This is a genomic window from Leucobacter sp. USHLN154, from assembly GCF_037145595.1.
In the GTDB taxonomy this organism is placed as follows: domain Bacteria; phylum Actinomycetota; class Actinomycetes; order Actinomycetales; family Microbacteriaceae; genus Leucobacter; species Leucobacter alluvii.
This window is the reverse complement of record NZ_JBBCXF010000004.1, coordinates 188,425-209,503: the sequence shown is the minus strand read 5'-3', so window position 1 is coordinate 209,503 and position 21,079 is coordinate 188,425. Positions and strand designations below refer to the sequence as shown.

General features: G+C 69.2%; 18 protein-coding genes. 4 read left to right on the top strand and 14 right to left on the bottom strand.

Going from position 1 to position 21,079, the window contains the following annotated elements; genetic code table 11:
• Positions 1 to 82 precede the first annotated feature (82 nt).
• The 3 genes from WFH23_RS08965 to WFH23_RS08955 are packed head-to-tail and all read right to left on the bottom strand — an operon-like array spanning position 83 to position 3,164.
• Positions 83 to 1,069 carry an ATP-binding cassette domain-containing protein gene (locus WFH23_RS08965; protein WP_090145877.1) on the bottom strand — a complete coding sequence of 329 codons (987 nt, stop codon included), beginning with the start codon at positions 1,067 to 1,069 and terminating at the stop codon, positions 83 to 85.
• Positions 1,066 to 2,112, bottom strand: a complete 1,047-nt coding sequence (locus tag WFH23_RS08960) for an ABC transporter permease (protein WP_090145874.1) — start codon at positions 2,110 to 2,112, stop codon at positions 1,066 to 1,068. Before WFH23_RS08960 ends, WFH23_RS08965 begins: the two co-directional genes overlap by 4 nt.
• Positions 2,113 to 2,141: 29 nt before the next feature.
• The gene (locus WFH23_RS08955) at positions 2,142 to 3,164 is read right to left on the bottom strand and encodes a sugar ABC transporter substrate-binding protein (RefSeq protein ID WP_090145872.1); all 1,023 of its coding nucleotides are present in this window, start codon (positions 3,162 to 3,164) and stop codon (positions 2,142 to 2,144) included.
• Between the two features lie 388 nt (positions 3,165 to 3,552).
• Between WFH23_RS08955 and WFH23_RS08950 the strand changes: the two genes are divergently transcribed.
• A complete protein-coding gene (locus WFH23_RS08950) occupies positions 3,553 to 4,611 on the top strand; it encodes a LacI family DNA-binding transcriptional regulator (protein WP_336662261.1) in 1,059 nt (352 codons plus the stop codon).
• 79 nt (positions 4,612 to 4,690) lie between these two features.
• Here the strand turns inward: WFH23_RS08950 and WFH23_RS08945 are convergent, their stop codons facing one another.
• From WFH23_RS08945 to WFH23_RS08930, 4 genes are all read right to left on the bottom strand, one after another.
• The gene (locus tag WFH23_RS08945; protein ID WP_336662260.1) at positions 4,691 to 5,734 is read right to left on the bottom strand and encodes a LacI family DNA-binding transcriptional regulator; all 1,044 of its coding nucleotides are present in this window, start codon (positions 5,732 to 5,734) and stop codon (positions 4,691 to 4,693) included.
• A gap of 48 nt (positions 5,735 to 5,782) precedes the next feature.
• The gene (locus tag WFH23_RS08940) at positions 5,783 to 6,571 is read right to left on the bottom strand and encodes a TIM barrel protein (RefSeq protein WP_336662259.1); all 789 of its coding nucleotides are present in this window, start codon (positions 6,569 to 6,571) and stop codon (positions 5,783 to 5,785) included.
• Positions 6,572 to 6,602: 31 nt separating this feature from the next.
• Positions 6,603 to 7,610 (bottom strand): inositol 2-dehydrogenase, encoded by a 1,008-nt coding sequence (iolG, locus tag WFH23_RS08935; RefSeq protein ID WP_336662258.1) that lies wholly within the window; start codon positions 7,608 to 7,610, stop codon positions 6,603 to 6,605.
• Between the two features lie 215 nt (positions 7,611 to 7,825).
• Positions 7,826 to 8,845, bottom strand: a complete 1,020-nt coding sequence (locus tag WFH23_RS08930) for a substrate-binding domain-containing protein (RefSeq protein ID WP_090145863.1) — start codon at positions 8,843 to 8,845, stop codon at positions 7,826 to 7,828.
• A gap of 306 nt (positions 8,846 to 9,151) precedes the next feature.
• On the opposite strand from WFH23_RS08930, the gene WFH23_RS08925 reads away from it, so the two are divergent.
• Both WFH23_RS08925 and WFH23_RS08920 read left to right on the top strand, forming a co-directional pair.
• Positions 9,152 to 10,342: a Gfo/Idh/MocA family protein gene (locus tag WFH23_RS08925; protein WP_336662257.1), complete on the top strand. Its 1,191-nt coding sequence runs from the start codon at positions 9,152 to 9,154 to the stop codon at positions 10,340 to 10,342.
• A 38-nt stretch (positions 10,343 to 10,380) separates the two neighbouring features.
• Entirely contained in the window at positions 10,381 to 11,388 is a 1,008-nt protein-coding gene (locus WFH23_RS08920; RefSeq protein ID WP_200330722.1) for a sugar phosphate isomerase/epimerase family protein, read from the top strand.
• A gap of 154 nt (positions 11,389 to 11,542) precedes the next feature.
• On the opposite strand, the gene WFH23_RS08915 is transcribed toward WFH23_RS08920, so the two are convergent.
• Together WFH23_RS08915 and WFH23_RS08910 are read right to left on the bottom strand one after the other, a co-directional pair.
• Positions 11,543 to 12,577, bottom strand: coding sequence for a Gfo/Idh/MocA family protein (locus WFH23_RS08915; protein WP_336662256.1), 1,035 nt, complete (start codon positions 12,575 to 12,577; stop codon positions 11,543 to 11,545).
• A gap of 9 nt (positions 12,578 to 12,586) precedes the next feature.
• On the bottom strand, positions 12,587 to 14,062 hold the full coding sequence (locus WFH23_RS08910; RefSeq protein WP_200330726.1) for a sugar porter family MFS transporter: 1,476 nt from the start codon (positions 14,060 to 14,062) through the stop codon (positions 12,587 to 12,589).
• Positions 14,063 to 14,172: 110 nt separating this feature from the next.
• Here WFH23_RS08910 and WFH23_RS08905 point away from each other — a divergent pair, with 110 nt between their 5' ends.
• Entirely contained in the window at positions 14,173 to 14,982 is an 810-nt protein-coding gene (locus WFH23_RS08905) for a sulfite exporter TauE/SafE family protein (RefSeq protein ID WP_336662255.1), read from the top strand.
• A gap of 42 nt (positions 14,983 to 15,024) precedes the next feature.
• On the opposite strand, the gene WFH23_RS08900 is transcribed toward WFH23_RS08905, so the two are convergent.
• The 5 genes from WFH23_RS08900 to iolB all read right to left on the bottom strand — a co-directional run bounded on the left by WFH23_RS08900 (position 15,025) and on the right by iolB (position 21,064).
• Positions 15,025 to 15,897, bottom strand: coding sequence for a sugar phosphate isomerase/epimerase family protein (locus WFH23_RS08900; RefSeq protein WP_211649681.1), 873 nt, complete (start codon positions 15,895 to 15,897; stop codon positions 15,025 to 15,027).
• 139 nt (positions 15,898 to 16,036) lie between these two features.
• Entirely contained in the window at positions 16,037 to 17,053 is a 1,017-nt protein-coding gene (locus WFH23_RS08895; protein ID WP_090145849.1) for a Gfo/Idh/MocA family protein, read from the bottom strand.
• An 84-nt stretch (positions 17,054 to 17,137) separates the two neighbouring features.
• A complete protein-coding gene (locus WFH23_RS08890; protein WP_200330733.1) occupies positions 17,138 to 18,055 on the bottom strand; it encodes a sugar phosphate isomerase/epimerase family protein in 918 nt (305 codons plus the stop codon).
• A gap of 46 nt (positions 18,056 to 18,101) precedes the next feature.
• Positions 18,102 to 20,042, bottom strand: a complete 1,941-nt coding sequence (gene iolD, locus WFH23_RS08885; RefSeq protein WP_200330735.1) for a 3D-(3,5/4)-trihydroxycyclohexane-1,2-dione acylhydrolase (decyclizing) — start codon at positions 20,040 to 20,042, stop codon at positions 18,102 to 18,104.
• Complete coding sequence (iolB, locus tag WFH23_RS08880) at positions 20,039 to 21,064, bottom strand: 5-deoxy-glucuronate isomerase (RefSeq protein ID WP_336662254.1); 1,026 nt, start codon at positions 21,062 to 21,064, stop codon at positions 20,039 to 20,041. Before iolB ends, iolD begins: the two co-directional genes overlap by 4 nt.
• Positions 21,065 to 21,079 lie beyond the last annotated feature (15 nt).

The window sequence follows — 21,079 nt, the reverse complement described above, 5'->3', positions numbered from 1 at the left end:
GGCCGGTGCGCCCCCGGGATGCAGAACGGGCGCCCGATCCTCATCCGGATCGCGCGCCCGCCCTCGCGGAACCGAGAGACGCTCAGCGGCGTGAACGCCCTGGGGCGTCCTCCCCGTCGTCCTCGTCGTCCGCGTACTCGCCGGGGACGACGGTGACGGCCTCGGTCACCTGCACGCGTCCCACGCCCGCCGCGGCGTCGCCCTCGATCTCATCGCGGATCGTGCGCACCGCGTCGGTGCTCGTGCCGACATCCCGCAGTTCGTGGACCAGCTGCTCGAGCTCCGCGCCGCCGGCCATGAGTCCGGTGAGCTCCTCGAGCGAGATCGCGGATTTCTCGTGGTACCCGATGCTCTGTCCGCGCTTCAGCAGCAGGAAGCGATCGCCCACCGGGTAGGCGTGGTGCGGATTGTGGGTGATGAAGATCACGCCGAGGCCGCGATCGCGCGCCTGGATGATGTAGCGCAGCACCACACCCGACTGCTTCACGCCGAGCGCGGCGGTCGGCTCGTCGAGGATCAGCACCTTCGCGCCGAAGTACACGGCTCGCGCAATGGCCACGCACTGGCGCTCGCCGCCCGAGAGGGTGCCGATCGGCTGATCCACGTCGCGCAGATCGATGCCCATGTCGAGCAGCTCCTGCTTCGCCGTCTTGCGCATGAAGTCGACGTCGAGCCGCTGGAACGGACCCCAGCCCTTCGTCTGCTCCGACCCGAGGAAGAAGTTGCGCCAGACCGGCATGAGGGGCGCGACCGCGAGATCCTGATACACGGTGGCGATGCCCCGGTTCAGCGCCTCGCGCGGCGAGTTGAACTTCACCGGTTCGCCCTCGACGAGGTACTCGCCGGCGGTGTGCTGATGGAGCCCTGCGATGATCTTGATGAGCGTGGACTTGCCGGCGCCGTTGTCGCCGAGCACGCACATCACCTCGCCGCTCGCCACCTGCAGGCTGACGTCGCGGAGCGCGATGATGTTGCCGTACCGCTTCTCGGCGTCGCGCAGCTCGACGAGCGGCGCCTTCGCGGTTGCCGTGGCCGTCGCCGGAGCGGCGGCTGTCGATGTGGCGTTCACTTTTTCCCTCCTCGCGCCGCGCGGCGCTGCAGCGTGAAGTTCAGCACGGTGGCTCCGAGGAGCATGGCGCCGAGGAAGAACTTCAGCCAGTCCGGATTCCACTCCGCGTACACGACGCCCTTGAGCGCCATGCCGTAGATCAGTGCGCCGATCGCGCCGCCGATCGCCGAGCCGTATCCGCCGGTCATGAGGCAGCCGCCGACGACGGCCGCGATGATGTAGAGGAACTCGTTGCCGATGCCCTCACCCGACTGCACCGTCTTGAATGCGAAGAGCTGGTGCATGCCGAGCAGCCACGCGCAGAAGCTGACGCCCATGTAGAGGCCGATCTTCGTCTTCACGACGGGGACGCCCACGGCGCGAGCCGCGTCGGGGGCGCCGCCCGACGAGAAGATCCAGTTGCCGACCTTGGTGCGCTGCAGGATCCAGGTCGCGATGAGCACGAGGATGATCCAGTAGAAGACCGTGATCTTGACGTTGACGCCGAAGACGGGGATGTCGGCCGCGAACACCGCTTCCGCGGAGGCGAACCCGGGCCACTGCGCGATGGAGGGGGCTGCGACGCCGCCCGTGAGCGCGCGCGTCACGCCGAGGTTGAGGCCGGTCAGCATGAAGAAGGTCGCGAGCGTGATGATGAAGCTCGAGAGCTTCGTCTTCGTCAGCAGCCAACCGTTGAGCAGCCCGATCAGCAGCGAGAACACCAGGCCGACGATCGCTCCGACCCAGACGTTCCCCCCGAACCAGTACATGAAGAGGGACGACGAGAGCGCCGCCGAGATGACGCCGACACCCGCCGACAGGTCGACCTCGCCGCCGATCATCAGGAGCGATACGCCGACCGCCATGATGCCGACGGTCGAGGCGCCGTACAGGATCGTCGCGATCGAGCTCGGCTGAGTGAACTGGGGGGCGACCACGGCGAACATGATCGCGAGTACCAGTGCGGCTGCGGTGGCGCCCGCCTCGGGCTTCGTGAAGAACCTGGTGAACAGGTTGCCAGAGGCGACGCGCTCATCGAGCTTGGGTGCGGTTGCTGTACTCATGGATTCGACCTTCCGGCGCGACCCTTCTCTTACTCTGCCGACTCGTCGTCGCCGCTGCCCTCGAACTGCGCGGAGACGCTGTCGGCGTTTTCGGCGTTGACGACGGTGGGTCCGGTCAGCACGGCCTGGCCGCCACCGAGCACGTATCCGCCCTCGGTGTAGAGGCGCACTGCTTCAACGGCGGAGTATCCCTGCACGAACGGCTGCTGATCGATGCCGAAGAGGATCGTGCCGTCCTTGATCGCCGTGTAGACATCGGCGTTGAGGTCGGTCGTGGCGAGCGTCGCGCTGCTGCCGGCGTCGGCGATCGAGTCCATCGCGGTCATCGCGAAGGGTGCTCCGAGGGTGAGCACCGCGTCGATGTCGGAGTTGGTCTGCAGCTTCGACGTGATGGTCGAGGCGACGTTGGTCATGTCGGTGCCCTGCACGTAGAGCACTTCCGACGTGCCCTCGAAGGTGTCCGCGAGCCCCTCGCAGCGGGCTTCGAGGCCGACGTGCCCCTGCTCCTGGATGACGCAGACGGCCTTCTTCAGGCCGGCGTCGTTGAACTGCTCGCCAGCCGCCTGGCCTGCGATGAACTCGTTCTGCCCGAAGTGCGCGAGCACTCCGAGGTCTTTGTAGGCTTCCTCGCCCGCGTTGATGCTGAAGACGGGGATGCCCGCGTCGACGGCCTTCTGCACTTCGCCCGCCATGGCGTCCGACTTCGCGAGCGTCACGACGATGCCGTCCACGCCCTGGTCGACTGCCTGCTGCACGAGCTGAGCCTGGCGCGCACCGTCGGGATCAGAGCTGTAGAGCAGCTCGACGTTATTGCGTTCGGCGGCGTTCTCGGCCCCCGAGCGGATGGTGTCCCAGAAGGTGTCGCCCGGTGCGGCGTGCGTGACGAGTGCAACCTTGATCTCTTCTTCGTCGACGCCACCGCCGCCGCCACCACCTGCAGCACCGCCGCCGGCGCCGGCGGGAGTACCGCACGCAGCGAGGGCCAGTGCTCCGACGCCCGCGAGGCCTGCGAGGCCGATCTTCGACCAACGCCCGAAACGTGATTTCAACATAGCTGCACTCCATCGTGTAATTGAACTAATGTCGTTACAAAGCTTGCGCTCTGCGTTTACAGTACCGTAACTTCCGCGATCCGGCATCTCTTCCGGTAAAGGTTGAATAACGACCACTCGGCACCTCGCTCATGTCTGTTGCAGCCATCCGTACGGTCTCTCGCAGCGTTCCGCGGAGCGCTGCGGCTCACGGGCGATGCCGACAGCGCCGGTCGCTCTCGAGCGCCGCGCGCCAGCCGCAGCTGCCGCGTCGGCTCGCTTTCGAACGGCGAGAAACCCCTCCGCCTCTAGTATCCCGCTGTCCGGCGTCTCCCCGGGCGCACCGAGCGCGGACGGGTGCGGGTCGCGCAGTGCCGGTGACCGCGGCACGCCGTGGCACGATGGGAGCGTGAGCACCCGCGAGCCGGCACCCCGTCGCCCCACGATGCGCGACATCGCTGCGCGCGTCGGCCTGTCGCGGCAACTGGTCTCGATCGTGCTGCGCGGCGCACCGGGCGCGAGCGACGCGTCTCGCGAGCGGATCCTCGCAGCGGCGCGCGAACTCGGCTACCACCCCGACGATTCAGCTCGCATGCTGCGGCGACGACGCAGCGGGCAGCTGGGCGTCCTCTTCACCGTGCGGCAACCGTTCGAGGTCGATCTCGTCGATGCGCTCTACCGTCGCGCCGACGATCACGGGTTCACGCTCGCGCTCGGCGCCATCGGCGAGCAGCACGATCTCGAGACCGCTCTGTCGGGCCTCATGCGCCAGCGCATCGAGGGTCTGATCGTGCTCGACGCCGGAACCGGCGGGCACGAGATCACCGAGCTCCCCTCCGGCCTTCCCGCGCTGCTGCTGGGAGGCCCGACCTCACCGGACGCGCACGACCGGATCGATATCGAGAACGAGCGAGGGATCACCCTCGCCGTCGAGCACCTCAGCGCTCTCGGGCACACGAGAATCGCCTATCTGGGTGCGGCGAGCGGGCCGAATGCCGCCTCCAGGCTCGCCGGATACCGGCGCGCGATGGCCTCACGCGGCCTCCCCGGACGCGTCGTTCCGAGCGACTTCACCGAACTCGGCGGTCATCGGGCAGCACTGTCGCTCCTCGCGGATGGGAGCGTCCGGGAGCACAGCAGCGGAGGGGGAGGCACGGCCGACGCGCCTGGCAGGGTGACGGCACTCGTGTGCATGAACGACCACTGCGCGATCGGCGCCCTGCAGACCCTGGTGCGCGCCGGCGTGCGGGTGCCGGAGGAGGTCTCGATCGTCGGCTTCGACGACAGCTCGGCCGCGGCACTGCCCTACGTGGCGCTCACCTCGGTGCGACCCGATCCTGATCATCTGGCGCAGTTGGCCGTCGAGACACTGCGCGCCCGCCTCGCCGACCCGGGAGCGCCCGCGGTCAGGCGCCAGGTGGCTCCGACCCTGTGCACCCGTGCGAGCACCGGTGCAATGAGAACGTGACGACGCAGCGCGCGGGTGGCGCCGTGAGCGGGCAGGCGATGCCGCGCGCGCGGAGCACGAAGCCCAGCCGGCGGCTCGATCATGCGGAGGCGCGCACCACCAGAGCGGGCGGGATCAGCAGTTCGCCGGCCGGCTGATCGGGATCACCGGCCTGCGCCCCGAGCAGCGCCTCAGCAGCCTCACGGCCGATGCGGCGGTTGTCGGGATCGACGCTCGTCAGCGAGATGCGCGGGATCCCCGCGAGTGTGGTGTCGTCGTACCCCACGACCCGGCAGCCGCCGGGCACCGGCACGCCCGCCGTCTCGAGCGCGGTGATGACGGCCACGGCCGTCAGATCGTTGAAGGCCACGATCGCCTGGGGCAGGCGGTCTTCGGCGAGGAGCCGTTCGACGGCCTCGCGCACGCCCTCCTCGGTGAACGCGGCCGGTTCGACCCACGCCCGACCGCCGAACTGGCGGGCCTCGACCGCCGCGCGGAATGCGGCTTCGCGAGCGGCAGCCACCGTCCCGCCGTCGCCCCCGACGAACGCGATGCGCTCGACGCCCCGCGCGGCGAGGTGCGCGATCACGAGATCGAGCCCTGCGTCGTCGTCGGTGCGCACCGTGGCGACCACGTCGTCCGTCGCGTCGATCGCGCTGGCGACCACGGTCGGAATCATCGCGGTCAGTGCGGCGAGCTCCCGGAAGTCGGGGATCGTGCCGACCGCGATGAGCCCCGACGGGCGCAGGTCGCGCAGCACGTCGAGGTTGTCGCGATCCAGCACAGCCCCACCAGCGCCATCATCGACCTGCGCGCTCATGATCATGGTCCGCCGCCCGGCTTCGGCGAGCCGCGCCTTCGCTGCCCCGACGATCTCCGCGAAGAGCGGGTTGTGCAGGTTCGACACGAGAATCGCCACGATGTCGCGGCGCCCCGCCGACAACGACTGCGCGACGAGGTTGGGGCGGTAGCCGAGCTGCGCTGCGGCGTGCAGCACACGGAGGCGGCGCTCCTCGCTGACGTTGTCGCCGTTGGTGAAGACGAGGGAGACGAGAGACTTCGAGACCCCGGCCACCCGTGCCACATCCCGGATCGTCGGCGGGCGCACGGGGGCGTCAGGCGTCTCGCCCGGTGTGCGCTCCATCGTCCCTCCTCATGCCTCGTTCATCATATGGGGGCCGCACTCATGAACTCAGGGCGCGAACGCAGTCGGGAACGCGGCTGCGAACGCGTCGAGCGCAGCATCGGCGTCTCCGCTCGCCCAGGCCTCCATGCCGACCACGCCGTCGTATCCGACCTCGCGCAGCACCCGCGCCACGGCCTCGTATCGGATCTCGCCCGTGCCGGGCTCGCAGCGCCCCGGTACGTCGGCGACCTGGATCTCACCGATCCACGGCAGCGCCTCGCGCACGAGCTCGACGAGATTCCCCTCGCCGATCTGCGCGTGGTAGAGGTCGAGATTGAGTCGCAGGTTGGGGTGGTCGACCCCGCGCACGAGGGCGAGCGTGTCGGCAGCCCGCGCGAACGGTGTGCCCGGATGGTCGACCGCGGTGTTCAGATTCTCGAGCACGAAGGTGCGCCCGGCTGCCGCACCCAGATCGGCCACTCGGCGGAGGGTGTCGGCGGCGTGCACCCAGTCCGCTCCCGAGACCCGCGCCCCGGGCACGACCGGCAGGCCGCCCTCGCCGAGACCGGTGCCGTGCAGGTTGAGGCGCGGGGCATCGATCACCTCTGCAGCCCGCAACGATTCGCCCGCGGTCGCGAGCAGGGCAGCACGGCCCTCGGCGGTCGTGAGGTCGCCGCGCAGGTAGCCGGTCATCGAAGAGAACTCGGCCCCGGTCGCGGCGAGGGCGGCGAGATCCTTCGTGCTCCAGTCCCAGATCTCCACGAGAAATCCGCGCTCGTGGATGCGTCGCACGCGCTCCGCGATCGGCAGGTCGGTGTACAGCATCTCGGCGCAGGCCGCGAGACGATAGCTCATGCGCGCACTCCCGCCCGCTCGGTGCCCGGGATCACAGCTCGACCGCGACCGCGGCGCCGGTCTCGGCCGATCGCTGCGCCGCATCGGCGAGGATCAACGCGGCGCGCCCATCCTCGAACGTCGGGCTGGTCGACGACTCTCCGCGCACGAGCTTCACGAACTCGCCGAGTTCAGCCGCATACGCCTCCGCGTACCGCTCGAGGAAGAACTCGGGGTAGGGCGGCCGGGCTTCCACGGCGTGCCCGTTCGAGAGCACCACCGTGTTCTGCAGAGGGTTGCCGACCTGCAGCATCCCCTTCGATCCGAAGGCTTCCATGCGCTGGTCGTACCCGATGGCGCTGTGCCGGGAGTTCACGATCGTCACGATTGCGCCCGACGCGGCCCGCAGGGTGGCGACGGCGGTGTCGAAATCACCGTGCTCGCGTGCGCCGGCGTCGAAGGTGCGCGTGCCGGTGGCGCTGACCGAGACGATGTCGTCGATGAAGAATCGCGCCATGTCGAAGTCGTGGATGGTCATGTCGCGGAAGATGCCGCCCGAGACGCCGATGTAGTCCGCGGGAGGAGCCGCCGGGTCGCGGCTCACGATGATCAGCTGTTCGAGATCGCCGATCTCTCCAGCACGCACCCGCGCCTGCGCGGAGGCGTGATTCGGATCGAACCGGCGGTTGAACCCGAGCGCGACCGGAACGCCGCTCGATGCGACCAACGGCCGGAGGGCGTCGACGCGCGCGATGTCGAGGTCGATCGGCTTCTCGCAGAGCACGGGGAGGCCCGCGCGCAGGGAGGCCTCGATGAGGTCGACGTGCGTGGGGGTCGGCGAGGCGATGAGGATCGCGTCGACCTCTCCCGAGGCGATCAGCGTCTCGGCGGATTCGGTCGCCGTTGCGCCGTAGCGCGCAGCGACCGCGTGCGCTCCGTCGACGAATGGGTCGGCGACCCAGGAGAGCGTCGCCTCCGGCGAAGCGGCGATGCTGGCCGCGTGCACCTGGCCGATGCGGCCGGTGCCGATGAGTCCGAAGCGGATGGGCTGTTGCGTCATTGCGATTCCCTTGCGGTGGGTGCCGGGGCGGGCGCTACCGTTCCTGCGCCTAGCACGAGCTAAATTGTTAGTACAAAGTACGATTGTAGGGCCGGCGCAGGCCGAGCGCCACTCGGGTGGCGCGCGCCCGGCTGAGCCCCGGCACGTATGCGCCGAAAGCGCACTTCGTGTCGTACCGAGCGGCGGGGAGAGCCGCAATTGCGCTTTCGGCGCGATCAGACGTGCGGGATCCCCGCCGTCGAGGCGCGCACGACGATGCGCGGCGGGAAGATCCGCGTTTCGGCGGCCGTTCCCGACAGCAGCGCGAGCAGCGCCTCCCCCGCAGCCTCGCCGAGCTCCGCGGGGTCTCCGCTGATCGTCGTGAGCGCGATGAGGCCGTAGGCGGCGAGCGGCGAGTCGTCGTACCCCACGACGGAGAGGTCTCTCGGCACCGCGAGCCCGGCATCGGCGGCCGCTCCGATCACTCCGACGGCCATCGGATCGTTCACCGCGAAGACGGCCGTCGGCCGCGCTCGTGAGCGTCCGGCGGGGCGTTCTCCGGCGGACGGTCCGGCGAACAGCGTCGCCACCGCCGCGCGGGCGGCGTCCTCTCCGGTCGCATCCGCCGGCACGACGAGCGGTTCGAGGCGGGCTTCGGTCATGGCGGCGACGTACCCGCGCGCACGTTCCGTCGCGCTCGCTCCCGGCCCCGAGACGCAGACGATACGGCGATGACCGAGCCCGAGCAGGTGCCGCGTCGCAAGGCGCCCGCCGGCGGCCTCATCGCTGGCGATCACGGGCACCCGCGGCGCGCCGACGGCTCGCGTGCCGAGCACGACTGCCGGCACCCCCGAGCGCTCGACGGCATCGGCGCTCACCTCGCCGGCGATCACGATCCCGTCGACGCGCAGGGCGCGGAACGCGTCGAGCGGATCGATGTCGAGGTGCGCGTTGAGGTGCGCGTCGGCGATGCTGAGTGCGTAGCCATCGGCGCGGAGTGCCGCCCGGAGACCGGCGAGCGCCTCGACGAACCACAGATTCGAGAAGTCGTCGACCACGACGCCGATGCTGCGCGTGCGGGTTCCCGCGAGACCGGCGGCGAGCCGGCTCGGCGTGTAGTCGAGCTCGGCGACGGCTGCGAGCACCGCCGCGCGCTTCTCGTCGCTGACCTGCGAGGAGTTGCGCATCACGAGCGAGACGAGGGACTTCGAGACGCCGGCGCGCGCGGCAACGTCGTAGATGGTCGGTCGTCGCATCGTTCGCCTTTCGTGCAGCTGGCAGGTCCCCCTGCCGACATCAGGGTACGCGACTTCGGTTCCGGGCGAACGCGGTGCGTGCGGGTGGACATGATGCGCGCGGGTGAGCACGGTGCGCACGGGTGAGCACGGTGGGCTCTGGCGAACGCAGCCTGAGGCGGCCGACGCGCGATCGCAGGCCGCGGTCCAATTGACAGCACATGGACGCCCGGCTACCGTGGTGCCAATTGGAGCGCTCCAATCAAGGACGCGCTGCTGGTGCCCAGCACCGAAGTTCCCCAGCAAGGAAGCCCGAAAGGAACCCCCATGACCACATCACTCGGCGTCGCCGTCATCGGAGCCGGCATGGCCGGCAAAGCTCACGCCGCCGCATACCGGGCCGCCTCGACGGTGTACGCGCCCGTGCTGCCCGAGATCCGACTCGTCGCGATCGGCGACTCCTTCGAGCCCCTGGGCGTCGAGACCGCGAAGCGATTCGGCTTCGAACGGAACGTCGTCGACTGGCGCGACATCGCCGCCGCAGACGACATCGACGTCGTCAGCGTCGTCGTCGCGAACTCGCTGCACCGCGAAATCGTCGAGGGTCTCCTCGCGGCCGGCAAGCACGTGCTCTGCGAGAAGCCCCTCAGCGACACGATCGCAGATGCGCGAGCCATGGCCGAGGCCGCACGATCCGCGGAAGCGCAGGGCCTCGTGGCCCGTATCGGATTCAGCTACCTCCGCTCCCCCGGCATCGCGTTCATGCGGCAGCTCATCGACGACGGACGGCTCGGAGACCTGCTGCACTTCTCCGGCCGCTATTGGACCGACTACGGGTGCCGCCCCGACGCGCCGATCAGCTGGCGCTACCAGGGCCCCCAGGGATCGGGCGCTCTGGGCGACATCGGCAGCCACGTGAGCTACATCGCGGAATACCTGTGCGGACCAGCGCACTACGTCTCCGGCGGTCGCTTCCACACGTCGATCGTCGAGCGCCCGAAGCCGCTCGGCCAGGTGATCGGCCACACCGGGGGCGACGTGAGCGATGAGACTTCCCCCGTGACGAATGACGACTACGCGACCTTCAATGCGCGCTTCGCGGCCTGTGTCGGCACGATCGAGGTCTCACGCGTCGCGGCCGGTCACCCGAACGGTCTCGCGCTCGAGATCTTCGGAACGCGCGGGGCCGCGCGCTGGTCGCAGACGAACCCGGCGCAGGTCGAGGTCATGCTGCACGACGAAAACGCCGACGTCGCCGGTTACCGCACGATCCCGCTGGGGCCGGCGCACCCCCACTACGCCGGTGGATGGGCGATGGACGCCCCCGGCGTCGGCATCGGCCAGAACGATCTATTCGTGCACCAGGCCCGCGCCTTTCTCGAAGAGGTCGCCGGCGTCCCCGCCGAAGCGTCGCTCCCCCGCTGCAGGAGTTTCGACGACGGCGTGCACAACATGGAATTCCTCGCCGCCGTCGCCGACTCGGCCGCGCACGGCGGCACGACGGTCGCCGTCCGCTGATCCTCCCCGCTTCCACCTCTGGCGAAAAGAGCCCTCACATGAAACTCGGCGTGTACAACGCGATCCTCCACGACCGCAGCCTGCCGCAGGCGATCGAGATCGTCCGCTCGCTCGGCCTCACCGGCATCGAGCTCAACTCGGGCGGATTCCTCCCCGCCACGCACATCCCGAACCTCGGGGACGTCCTCGACTCCGACGTCGCTCGCGACGAATTCCTCGAGCAGTTCGCCGACACGGGAGTCTCCATCGCGGGCCTCAACTGCAACGGCAACCCGCTGCATCCGAAGCGCGCGATCGGTGAGGCGCACGCGGCAGATGTGCGGCGGTCGATCCGGCTCGCTGAGCGACTCGGCCAGGATCGCGTGGTGACCATGTCGGGTCTTCCCGGCGGCGAACCGGGCGCGACCGTGGTCAACTGGGTGGTCAACGCCTGGAACTCGGCCGCCCTCGACGTGCTCGACTACCAGTGGGATATCGCAGCGGAGTTCTGGCGCGAGATGGACCGCTTCGCCGCCGACCACGGCGTGAAGATCGCACTCGAACTGCACCCGCAGAATCTCGTGTTCAACTCGGCCGACGTGCACAAGCTCATCGAGCTCACGAATGCGACGCACATCGGCGTCGAGCTCGATGCCTCACACCTCTTCTGGCAGCAGATGGATCCCGTGGCCGTCGTACGGCATCTCGGCGAACTCGTCGTGCATGCCGCGGCGAAGGACGTGCGCGTGAACCCCGAGTGGGCGCGGCTCAACGGGGTGCTCGATAACTCGTTCCGCCGCCTCGGCCCGGACGAGCCCCGCACCAATCTCGGCGGCGACGAGTGGGCGAACGAGTGGCCGAAGCGCTCGGCGTGGGACTTCGTCGCGCTCGGGCGCGGCCACGACACCGCGTTCTGGACGGAGTTCCTCCGCGCGATCCGCGATGTCGACCCCGGCATGTGGGTCAACATCGAGCACGAGGACGTCTCGCTCGGGCGCATCGAGGGGCTCGAGGTCGCATCAAAGGTGCTGCTCGAGGCCGACGCGGCGCTGCAGGGCGCCCGCTAGCCGGCCCGGGCGCCCCGGCGGGCCAGCGAGAGCGCAATTGGAGTCGGTGTGCGGGCGGCGGCGCGCACCAACTGCGCTTTCGCGGGACTCGCGGCGCGTGGCGGGGGACTCGTGGTGGGCGGCGCGTGGCGCGTGGTGCGTGGCGGGCGGCGAGTTACGGACGCACGGCGACGCGCACCCGTTCGCCGGTCTCAGCGCTCTCGCGAGCCGCATCGAGCACCGCGACCGTGTGCAGCGCTTCATCCAGGGTGACACTCGGCGAGGCGCCGTCGACGAGCGCACGGTGCACGTCGCGGTAGAACTCCGTGTAGTCTCCGCGCAACGACGGGACGCGGATCGCGCCGGCCCCGGTGGTGAGCACGCCCCAGCGCTCCTCCGCTTCGACGCCCCACACGTCCGCGTTCGCCGCGGGGGTCAGGCCCGCGAGCAGCTGGTCGACCTGCACGTCGGCCATGTGCGACTCGTAATTGCCCTCGTGTCCGATGACGATCATGCGCCGATCGTTTCTGCGCGCGCCCTTGGTCGAGGAGACCGAGCTGAATACGCCGGAGGCGTGGTGGAGCCCGAGGAAGAACCCGACATCGACGCGCGCGTCACCCGAGCCGAACCAGTCGAGATGCGCATCGACACGGTCGACGGGCCCGAAGAGCTGCGTCAGCTGGTCGACGACGTGCGCGCCCAGGTCTCGCAGCAGCCCCTCGTCGGGGCCCTGATCGAGCACCGCGCGATCGTCCTGGTCGAGCGCGAAGTCGGCGCTCCAGACGGGCCCGAGCGCACCGGAGTCGAGCACGGATCGCAGGGTGACGAGATCCGTGTCCCATCGCCGGTTGTGGAACACGGTGAGCATGCGGTCCGCCGCGGATGCCGCGGAGATGAGCTCGCGCGCCGTAGCGGCGTCGGGAGCGAACGGCTTGTCGGCGATCACATGCACCCCGCGCTCGAGCGCGCGCAGCACCAGCTCGCGCCGCGTCGCGGGCGGCGTCGTGATGACGACGGCGTCGACGCCGGCGTCGATGAGCGCGTCGAGCGACGCGAACGCAGGCACGCCCGGCGCCGCCTCGGCGAGCGAGGACCGCGTGGCCTCCGATCGGGCGACGACGCCCGTGAGCTCCCATTCGATCGCGGCCTGAATGTACGGCAAGTGGAAGCGCCGTCCTCCGACGCCGAATCCGACGATCCCGATGCGCACGCGCGCTCCCTACTTGCTTCGCGGCACGTAGATCGCGCCGGTGGTGACTTCTTCTTCGAGCGCTTCGAGCGTACGCCCGCGGGTCTCGGGAATGCACTTCCAGACGAAGAGCAGCGCGAGCGCCCCCACGGCGGCGAACACGAAGAACGTGTTCGAGATCCCGATGCCGTCGACGAGCGGCAGGAAGAAGAGCGCGACGATGCCGTTCATGATCCACAGTGCGAAGACCGAGATGCCCATGCCGATGCCGCGCATGTGCAACGGGAAGATCTCCGAGAGGTACACCCACACGGCGACGTTCAAGAACGTCTGCATGGAGCCGACGAAGATGACGACGAGTGCGAGAATCACCCAGGGGCGGGCAGCGCTCTCAGCCGGCAGCGTCAGCGATGCGACGCCGATGAGCAGGTGGCTCACCGTGGTGAGCGTGAATCCCGTGATGAACGTCTTGCGGCGATCCAGCCGGTCCATCATCTGCAGCGCGATGATCGCGCCGATCACGGCGATGATGCCCGGTGCGACGTTCGCGATGAGGGCCGCGTTCTGCGAGAAGCCCGACTGCTCGAGCACCTGGCTGCCGAAGTACATGATGGAGTTGATGCCGGTGAGCTGCTGGGCGATGCCGAGCCCGATGCCGACGAAGATGATCTTCGTCAGGTTGCGGTTCGCGAAGATGGCACGCCATCCGATCTGCGATGCTCCGCGCTCCTCCTCGATGAGTGCGCGGAGTTCGCCGATCTCGGCCGCTGCGCGCTCGGGGGTGCGAACGGTCGCGAGAACCCGCTCGGCGTGCTCGTAGTCGCCCCGGTTGACGAGCCAGCGCGGCGATTCCGGCATGCGCAGCATGCCGAAGAAGAGCGCGATCGCCGGCAGCGCGCAGACCGCGAACATGACGCGCCAGATGTTGTCGATGTGTCCCCAGACGTTGCCGATGATCGCGTTGACCACGAACGCGGCGAGCTGACCCACGACGATCATCAGCTCGTTGCGGCCCGCGATGGAGCCGCGGATCTCGTAGGGCGCGAGCTCGGCGAGGAAGACGGGCACGACGGTCGACGCTCCGCCGACCGCGAGGCCGAGCAGCACCCGGCCGAGGATGAGGGTGCCGAATCCGAGTGGCGTGTGCGTTCCGTAGGTCTCGCCGCCCGGGGCGAAGACCACGAACGCGGTGCCGACGAAGAAGAGCACGGCGAGCAGGATGATCGTCTTGCGTCGGCCCCAGCCGTCGGAGAGCCGACCGCACGCCATCGCGCCGAGCGCGGCCGCGAATACGAGCGAACTGGTGAACCAGCCTTCGAGGAACGGCGTCAGACCCAGTTCTTCCGACATCGGGCTGAGCGCGCCGTTGACGACGCCCGTGTCGTAGCCGAAGAGCAGTCCGCCGAAGGTGGCGATGAGCGCCACGAGACCGAGTCGACGTCGATGCGGTCCGTTGCCGAGTGGCGGCAGTGCCGTACGGCTCTCTCCCGCGGTTCCGACTGTCATCTCGTTGACTCCTTCGTCGCCCGGGCCCGTCGAGTAACGGACCGCTCATGCGAGCTTAACAATGTCGTTACATTTGGACAAACTTTGGCGAGCGGTACAGTGGTCCGGTGATGTCAGCCCTCCCCGATCTCGCCCCGCTCGCCTGGGTGGTACTCGGCATCGCAGCGTGCATCGTCGGATTCTCGAAGACGGCGCTCCCGGGCGCGAACACGGTGTCGATCGCGATCTTCGCTGCGATCCTGCCCGCGAAGCAGTCCACGGGGGCACTGCTTCTGCTGCTCATCGTTGGCGATGCCTTCGCGGTGTGGGCCTACCGGAAGCATGCGAGTTGGCCGACGATGCTGCGCCTCGCACCCGCGGTCGTCGCAGGACTCGTGCTGGGCGCCGTGTTCCTCGCGTTCGCCGACGACGACTGGGTGCGCCGCGTGATCGGCGCGATCCTGCTGCTCGTGGTCGCCTTCACGATGTGGAGGCGCTACTTCTCGCTCGGTCGGGGCATGACGGCCTCGCGAGACTCGGCGGACGGCGCTGCACCTCCCACCGGAGCTGGCAGCACCACCGGCCGCGGTCTCGCCGGCAGCATCGGCTACGGCTCCCTCGCCGGCTTCACGACGATGGTCGCCAATGCCGGAGGGCCCGTCATGTCGATGTACTTCCTCGCCATGAAGTTCCCCGTGCAGGCATTCCTCGGCACGGCGGCCTGGTTCTTCGCGATCATCAATATCGCGAAGCTCCCGTTCTCCGTCAGTCTCGGCCTGATCGATGCGTCGAGCCTCGCACTCGACCTGGTCCTCGTGCCGGGCGTCGTCATCGGCGCCGTGCTCGGGCGCTGGATCGCGATGCGCATCAAGCAGCGCGTGTTCGAGCGCGCCGTGCTCGCCGTGACGATCCTCGCCGCGCTCTACCTCGTCATCTTCTGAGCCGCGGCGCGGCGGCTGCGGCGGCTCCGGGAGCGGTCGCGCTCAGACGACGCCAGCCAGCTCGCGCAGTTTGGCGAGTTGGAAGCGCGAGATCTCATCTGCGCGCTCGTCTTCGGCGAACACGTTCGACACGATCAGCGCGTCGTCGCGTTCGAGGTACCCCGAGTCGCGGAGCACGGTGAAGAGCTCGATCCAGTCGACGTCGCCGTCGCCGATCGCCAGGTGCTGATGCACGCGCACCGCGTTGCCCGGAGGGTTGGTGATGTAGCGCAGGGCGTTCGACCGCGTGTGGTCGAAGGTGTCGGCCGCGTACACGGCGCCGAGGCGGTTTCCGAGCTGCGGGATCAGGCTCGTCGCCCGGTCGCCGTAATGGAACGTGTGCGCGGCGACGTAGACGAATCCGACGCGGTCGGTGTTCAAACCGCGGATGATGCGCCACGCCTCGAGCCCGTCCTCGACGAAGTCGTCTGGGTGCGGGTCGAAGTTCATGGTGACGCCTTCGCGCTCGAGCACCGGAATGAGACGCTCCATCGCTCGGTAGAACGCGACCTCCGAGTCCTCCTCGCGCTCGGGCCGACCCGAGAACTCGGTGTTGACGATCGGCGCCTCGAGCTCGGCGGCGATCTCGATGTAGCGCGTCGTGTTGAAGACTGCGGCGTCGACCTGGTGCGGCTCCGGGCCTCCGAAGCGCTGCACCGGCAGCAGGGAGGTGATCGTCACTCCGGCGTCCCTCGCCCGCTTCTTCAGCTGTGCGATGAGGGCGCTGTCCATCTTGGGGTGGTGGAAGTGCCGCCCGAAATCTGGGCTGGGCGTCAGCTGCAGGTACTCGTATCCCAGCCGCGCGACGAGGTCGGGGAAGTCGAGCAGGTGCACCGAATCGTTGTACGGCGTGGGGTCGAGTGCGATGCGCACCATGGGGCCTCCTCAGTACTCAGTGTGTTGCTGCGCGCGGGCTGCGCGGGCAGCGCGGGCTTCGGTGAGTGATTCGACATCGGTGAGCGGTGTTCGTGCACATCGCTCCCACCGAAGCCGAATATCTCACGGCGGCAGTGGATCAGGCGTAGAACGCCGGGCGCTCCGGCGCCTCGACCGGCACCACACCGCCGTCGTGCATCGCGGTGACGCCCGCCTCGCACGAGAGCGCGACGAGGTAGCCGTCCCACGCGTTCGGTCCGTCGACGAGGTCGCCGCGGTGCACCGCATCGACCCAGCGCTGGATCTGCTCGTCGTACGCCGCGGCGAAACGCGTGGTGAACGACTCGTGCTCCTGCATGCTGAAGCGCCCGGCGCTCCAGCGCTGCAATCCTGCGGGCTGGCCGATGCGGGCGACGCCCTGCTCGAAGACGGCCTCGGTGGCGACCTGGTAGCCGAACTGCACGCTGACGCTCATCTCCACGTCGACGAGCACGCCGTTCTCGAGCTCCATGAGTACGAGGATCGGCTCGTGCAGCCGCTCCGGCGCGAGCGAGTTGCGGCGCGGGTGCTTCACCTCGACGCTCACGACGCGCGACCCCGCGAGCCACGGCACGACGTCGAACTCGTGCACGACCGAGTCGGTGATGAGCATGTCGTTCGTGTAGGTGTCGGGCACCGAGGGGTTGCGGTGCACGCCGCGCACCATCAGCAGTTCACCGCTCTCGCCCGAGGCGACCAGGTCGCGCAGCGCCTGGTACTCGGCATCGAAGCGGCGCATGAAGCCGACCTGGATGTGCGGCCGGTCGAGCTGCTGTTCGAGCTGCAGCACCTCCCAGGAGCTCGCGGAATCCTGGGTGAGCGGCTTCTCGCAGAGGATCGGCAGCTGCGCTGCCAGCGCCGGAGCGAGCACCGGCGCGTGGAACTGGCCGGGAACGGCGATGAGCACCGCGTCGAGCGCGTCGGCCGCGATGGCCTCCTCGACGCTCGCGAACACCTGCGCGCCGGGCGCGTGCTCAGCGGCCGCGGCCGCTCGGCCGGCGTCGGGCTCGACGACAGCCGAGACGCGAGCGCCGCTGATGCGGGCGGTGATGCGGGCGATGTGGTCGGCGCCCATCTTGCCGGCGCCGACGACGGCGACGCGGAGATCTTCAGTCATGGTCGATGGTTCCTTTCGATTCGAATCCGGGCCCGAGGGCGATCCCTGGACCGGCAGCGCGCGCCGCGATGCGACGCTCGAGCGCTACCTCCTGGCGAGGTGCGTGCAGGAGAAGATGTGCTCGCGCGTGCGCGTCGCGATGGGCAGCGGGCGGTCGACGTCGCAGCCGTACATGTCCTGCTCGACGATCGCGAAGATGTCGGCGTCGATCTTCGCGACGGCTTCGATCACCGGTGCGAGGTCGGGAACGCCGTTGGGGGGTTCGATCATGATGCCCTGGGTCACCGCTTCGGCGAAGGGGACGTCGTTCTTCAGCACATCGAAGAGCAGCGAGGGGTCGACCTGCTTGAGGTGCAGGTAGCCGATGCGCTCCGGCCGCTCCTCGATGAGCTTCACGTTGTCACCGCCGTAGTAGGCGAAGTGGCCGGTGTCGAGGCACAGGTTGGTGTACCGCTCGTCGGTCTCGTCGAGGAAGCGCAGCACCTCCCGCGTGGTGCCGATGTGGCTGTCGGCGTGGGAGTGGAACTGCTGCTTGACGCCGAACTCCTCGAGCAGGGCCTTGCCGAGGCGATCGTGTCCGGCGCCGAGCTTCGCCCACTGCTCGTCGGTGAGGGTGCGCGGCTCGAGCACTTGACTCGTGGCGTCGCTGCGCCAGAGGTCCGGGATCACGACGAGGTGCTCCGCACCGAGCTTCGATGCGAGGCCAGCGACGTTCAGCGCCTGATCCCAGGCACGCTGCCACTCGTCGTCTCCCTTGTGGAAGCCGGTGAACACTGTGCCTGCCGAGAGCTTCAGGCCGCGCTTGCCGAGCTCGTCCTCGAGCTGGTGCGGGTCGGTGGGGAGGTAGCCGTACGGTCCGAGTTCGATCCACTCGTAGCCGGAGGCGACGACCTCGTCGAGGAAGCGCTCCCAGGGCACCTGACCGGGATCGTCGGGAAACCACACGCCCCAGGAGTCGGGGGCGGTGCCGATGCGCAGCCCGGCTTCGTTCGCTGCAGTCATGACCTGTCCTTCGTATTACGCGGTGAGATTCGGGAGGGATCGGCGCTCAGCCGAGCAGCGGCTTCTGCGCGGCTGCCTGCTCCTCATAGGCGGCTCGCGCGCGCTGCGTCGACTCGAGCGTCGAAACCTGCTGCACCGGCACGTCCCACCAGCCGGCGCCGTCGGGGGCGTAGACCAGCGGGTCGCTGTTGATGTGGATGAACGTCGCGCGATCCGATGCCTTCGCCTGAGCGATCGCCCGCTCCAGGTCGGAGATCGCGTCGCTCGTCGGTTCGACCTCGATGACGTCCATGCCGTAACTGCGGGCGTTCATCGCGAGGTCGACCGGCAGCACTCGCTCGCCCTGGAAGTTCTTCGCGGTGTCGTCGTACTCGCGGTACCAGGTGCCGAAGCGCTCGGAGCCGACCGTTTCGGAGAGGTGGCCGATCGAGGCGTAGCCGTGGTTCTGGATGAGGATCACGATGACCTTGATGCCCTCGGCGACCGCGGTCACGAGCTCGCTGTTCAGCATCAGATACGAGCCGTCGCCGACCATGATGATCACGTCGCGGTCGTCACCTGCAGCGGTCAAGCCGCGCTTCGCGCCGATACCGCCCGCGATCTCGTAGCCCATGCACGAGTACGCGTACTCGACGTGGTACCCGAGCGCGTCGCGCACGCGCCACAGCTTGTGCAGGTCGCCCGGCAGCGATCCCGCCGCCTGCACGACCACGTCCTCCGCAGCACTCGAGCGCTGCACCGCTCCGATGATCTCCGGCTGGCCGGGCAGCTCCCTGCCGGAGGGGGCGAACGCCTCGTCCACGAGGCCGTCCCACGCCGCTTTCTCCGCGGCGATGCGCTCGGCGTAGGCGGCGTCGACGCCGAGCTGCGCGGCAGAGCCCCCCTCGAGCGCTGCGAGCAACTCGACGAGCGCCTCTCTGGCATCGGCGATCACCGGGATCTGCGTCCCGTGCTTGTACGCGTCGAATGACGCCACGTTGATGTTGACGAAGCGCACGCCGGGGTGCTGGAACGCGGTGCGCGACGACGTCGTGAAATCGCTGTAGCGCGTGCCGATCCCGATGATGACATCGGCATCCGCAGCGAGGCGATTGGCCGCGAGGGTGCCGGTCGCCCCGACACCGCCCAGGTACTGCGGATGATCCCAGTCGAGCACGCCGCCGCCGGCCTGCGAGGAGCCGACGGGAATGCCGGTCGCCTCGACGAACGCGCGCAGCTGCTGCTCGGCGTCCGAGTACAGCACGCCTCCGCCCGCGACGATGAACGGGCGTTTCGCCTCGCGGATCGCCTCGAGCGCGACGGCGAACGCATCGCGCTCGGGGCGCGGACGGCGAATGCGCCACTCGCGCGGTTGCAGGAACTCCTCCGGAACATCGACGGCCTCTGCCTGCACGTCTTCGGGGAGCGCGATCGTCACGGCTCCGGTCTCGGCAGGATCGGTGAGCACGCGCATGGCGGCGAGCGCGATCGAGAACAGCTGCTCGGGGCGCTGCACCCGGTCGAAGAACTTGGAGACCGGGCGGAACGCGTCATTCACCGTCAGCCCGATGTCGTGCGGCTGCTCCAGCTGCTGCAGCACGGGGTCGGCGACGCGCGTCGCGAACGTGTCGCTCGGCAGCAGCAGCGCTGGCAGGCGGTTCGTCGTGGCGAGCGCCGCGCCCGTGAGCAGGTTCGTGGCGCCGGGGCCGACCGATGCAGCAGCGGCGTAGGTGCCGCGCCGACGGTGCATGCGGGCGTAGCCCACCGACTGGTGCACCATCGCCTGCTCGTTGCGAGCCTGGTAATAGGGCATGAGGTCGGGCTGCTCGACGTTGACCTGCTTGAGGGCCTGGCCGATCCCGGCGACATTGCCGTGCCCGAAGATGCCGAACGTTCCGGGAATGGTGCGCTCGCGGATCTCGGTTCCGTCGGCCGCGCGATCGACGGTCCACTGGTTCGCGAGGAACTCGATCAGTGCTTGACTCACGGTCATCCGTCGGGTCGTCATCGTGCCTGCTCCGTTTCGGTCACTGGGGTCTGCGGGGTGAAGGGAAGGCGCGCGTCGAGTTCCTGACCCTCCCAGGTGTCGCGCACCCAGCCGTGCGCCGGGTCGTCGCTGATGAGCCAGGTGCGCTCTGGATCGGGGCCGGCCATCACGTTGAGGTAGTACATGTCGTACCCGGGGGCGGCGACGGCGGGCCCGTGGTAGCCGTGCGGCACGAGCGCGATGTCACCGGTGCGCACCTGCGAGTCGATCTCGATGGGCCCGGCCGGTGAGGCGTACGTGCTGAACAGGCCGAACGCGCGCTCGGGATCGACGCCGGCGGGGGCGTCCTTCGTCGGCGCGACCTCGAAGTAGTAGATCTCCTCGAGCTCCGACTCGTGCCCCGGGATGTGCTCGTCGTGCTTGTGCGGCGGGTACGACGACCAGTTCTCGGCCGGAGTGATGACTTCGACGACGATGAACCGTGCCGCGTCGAGCGACTCCTTGCGGCCGAAGTTGTGCACCTGGCGGCTCGAAGCACCGGCGCCGCGCAGCTCGACCGGCACGTCCTCGACCGCCATGTAGCGGGAGGGGCGCACGAGGGCCGGGTCGTCCGCCGGCACCGGAGAGGTGGCGACGAGGAAGCGCGCTTCGCCCGATGGTGCCAAGGTCGCGGTGACCTCGGCCTCGGCGACCGCTGACAGGTAGAGCACGTCGGTCGGCCCGTCGAAGACGGAGGCGCGTCCGGCGAGATCGACCGTCGTCTCGGTGTCAGCATCGGCCCCGGCAGCAGTCGCGGCCGGCGCGCGGCCGTCTTCGCGGTATCGCACGGAGAACGCGCCGGAGAGGGGAACGATCAGTCGTTCGACGCCGCTCCCGTCGAGGGCGATGGACGCACCCTCGGCGAGCCGGGCGACCCGCACACCCGTGTGCTCCCAGCCGGGGATGCGCTCGTCGACGACGGACTCCCACCCTCCTTCGGCGAGCTCGCCACGCCGATGGAACCATCGGCCGGTCGGTGCCGTCTGCTGCGCGTCGTACGTCATTTCGCCCCTCCTCCG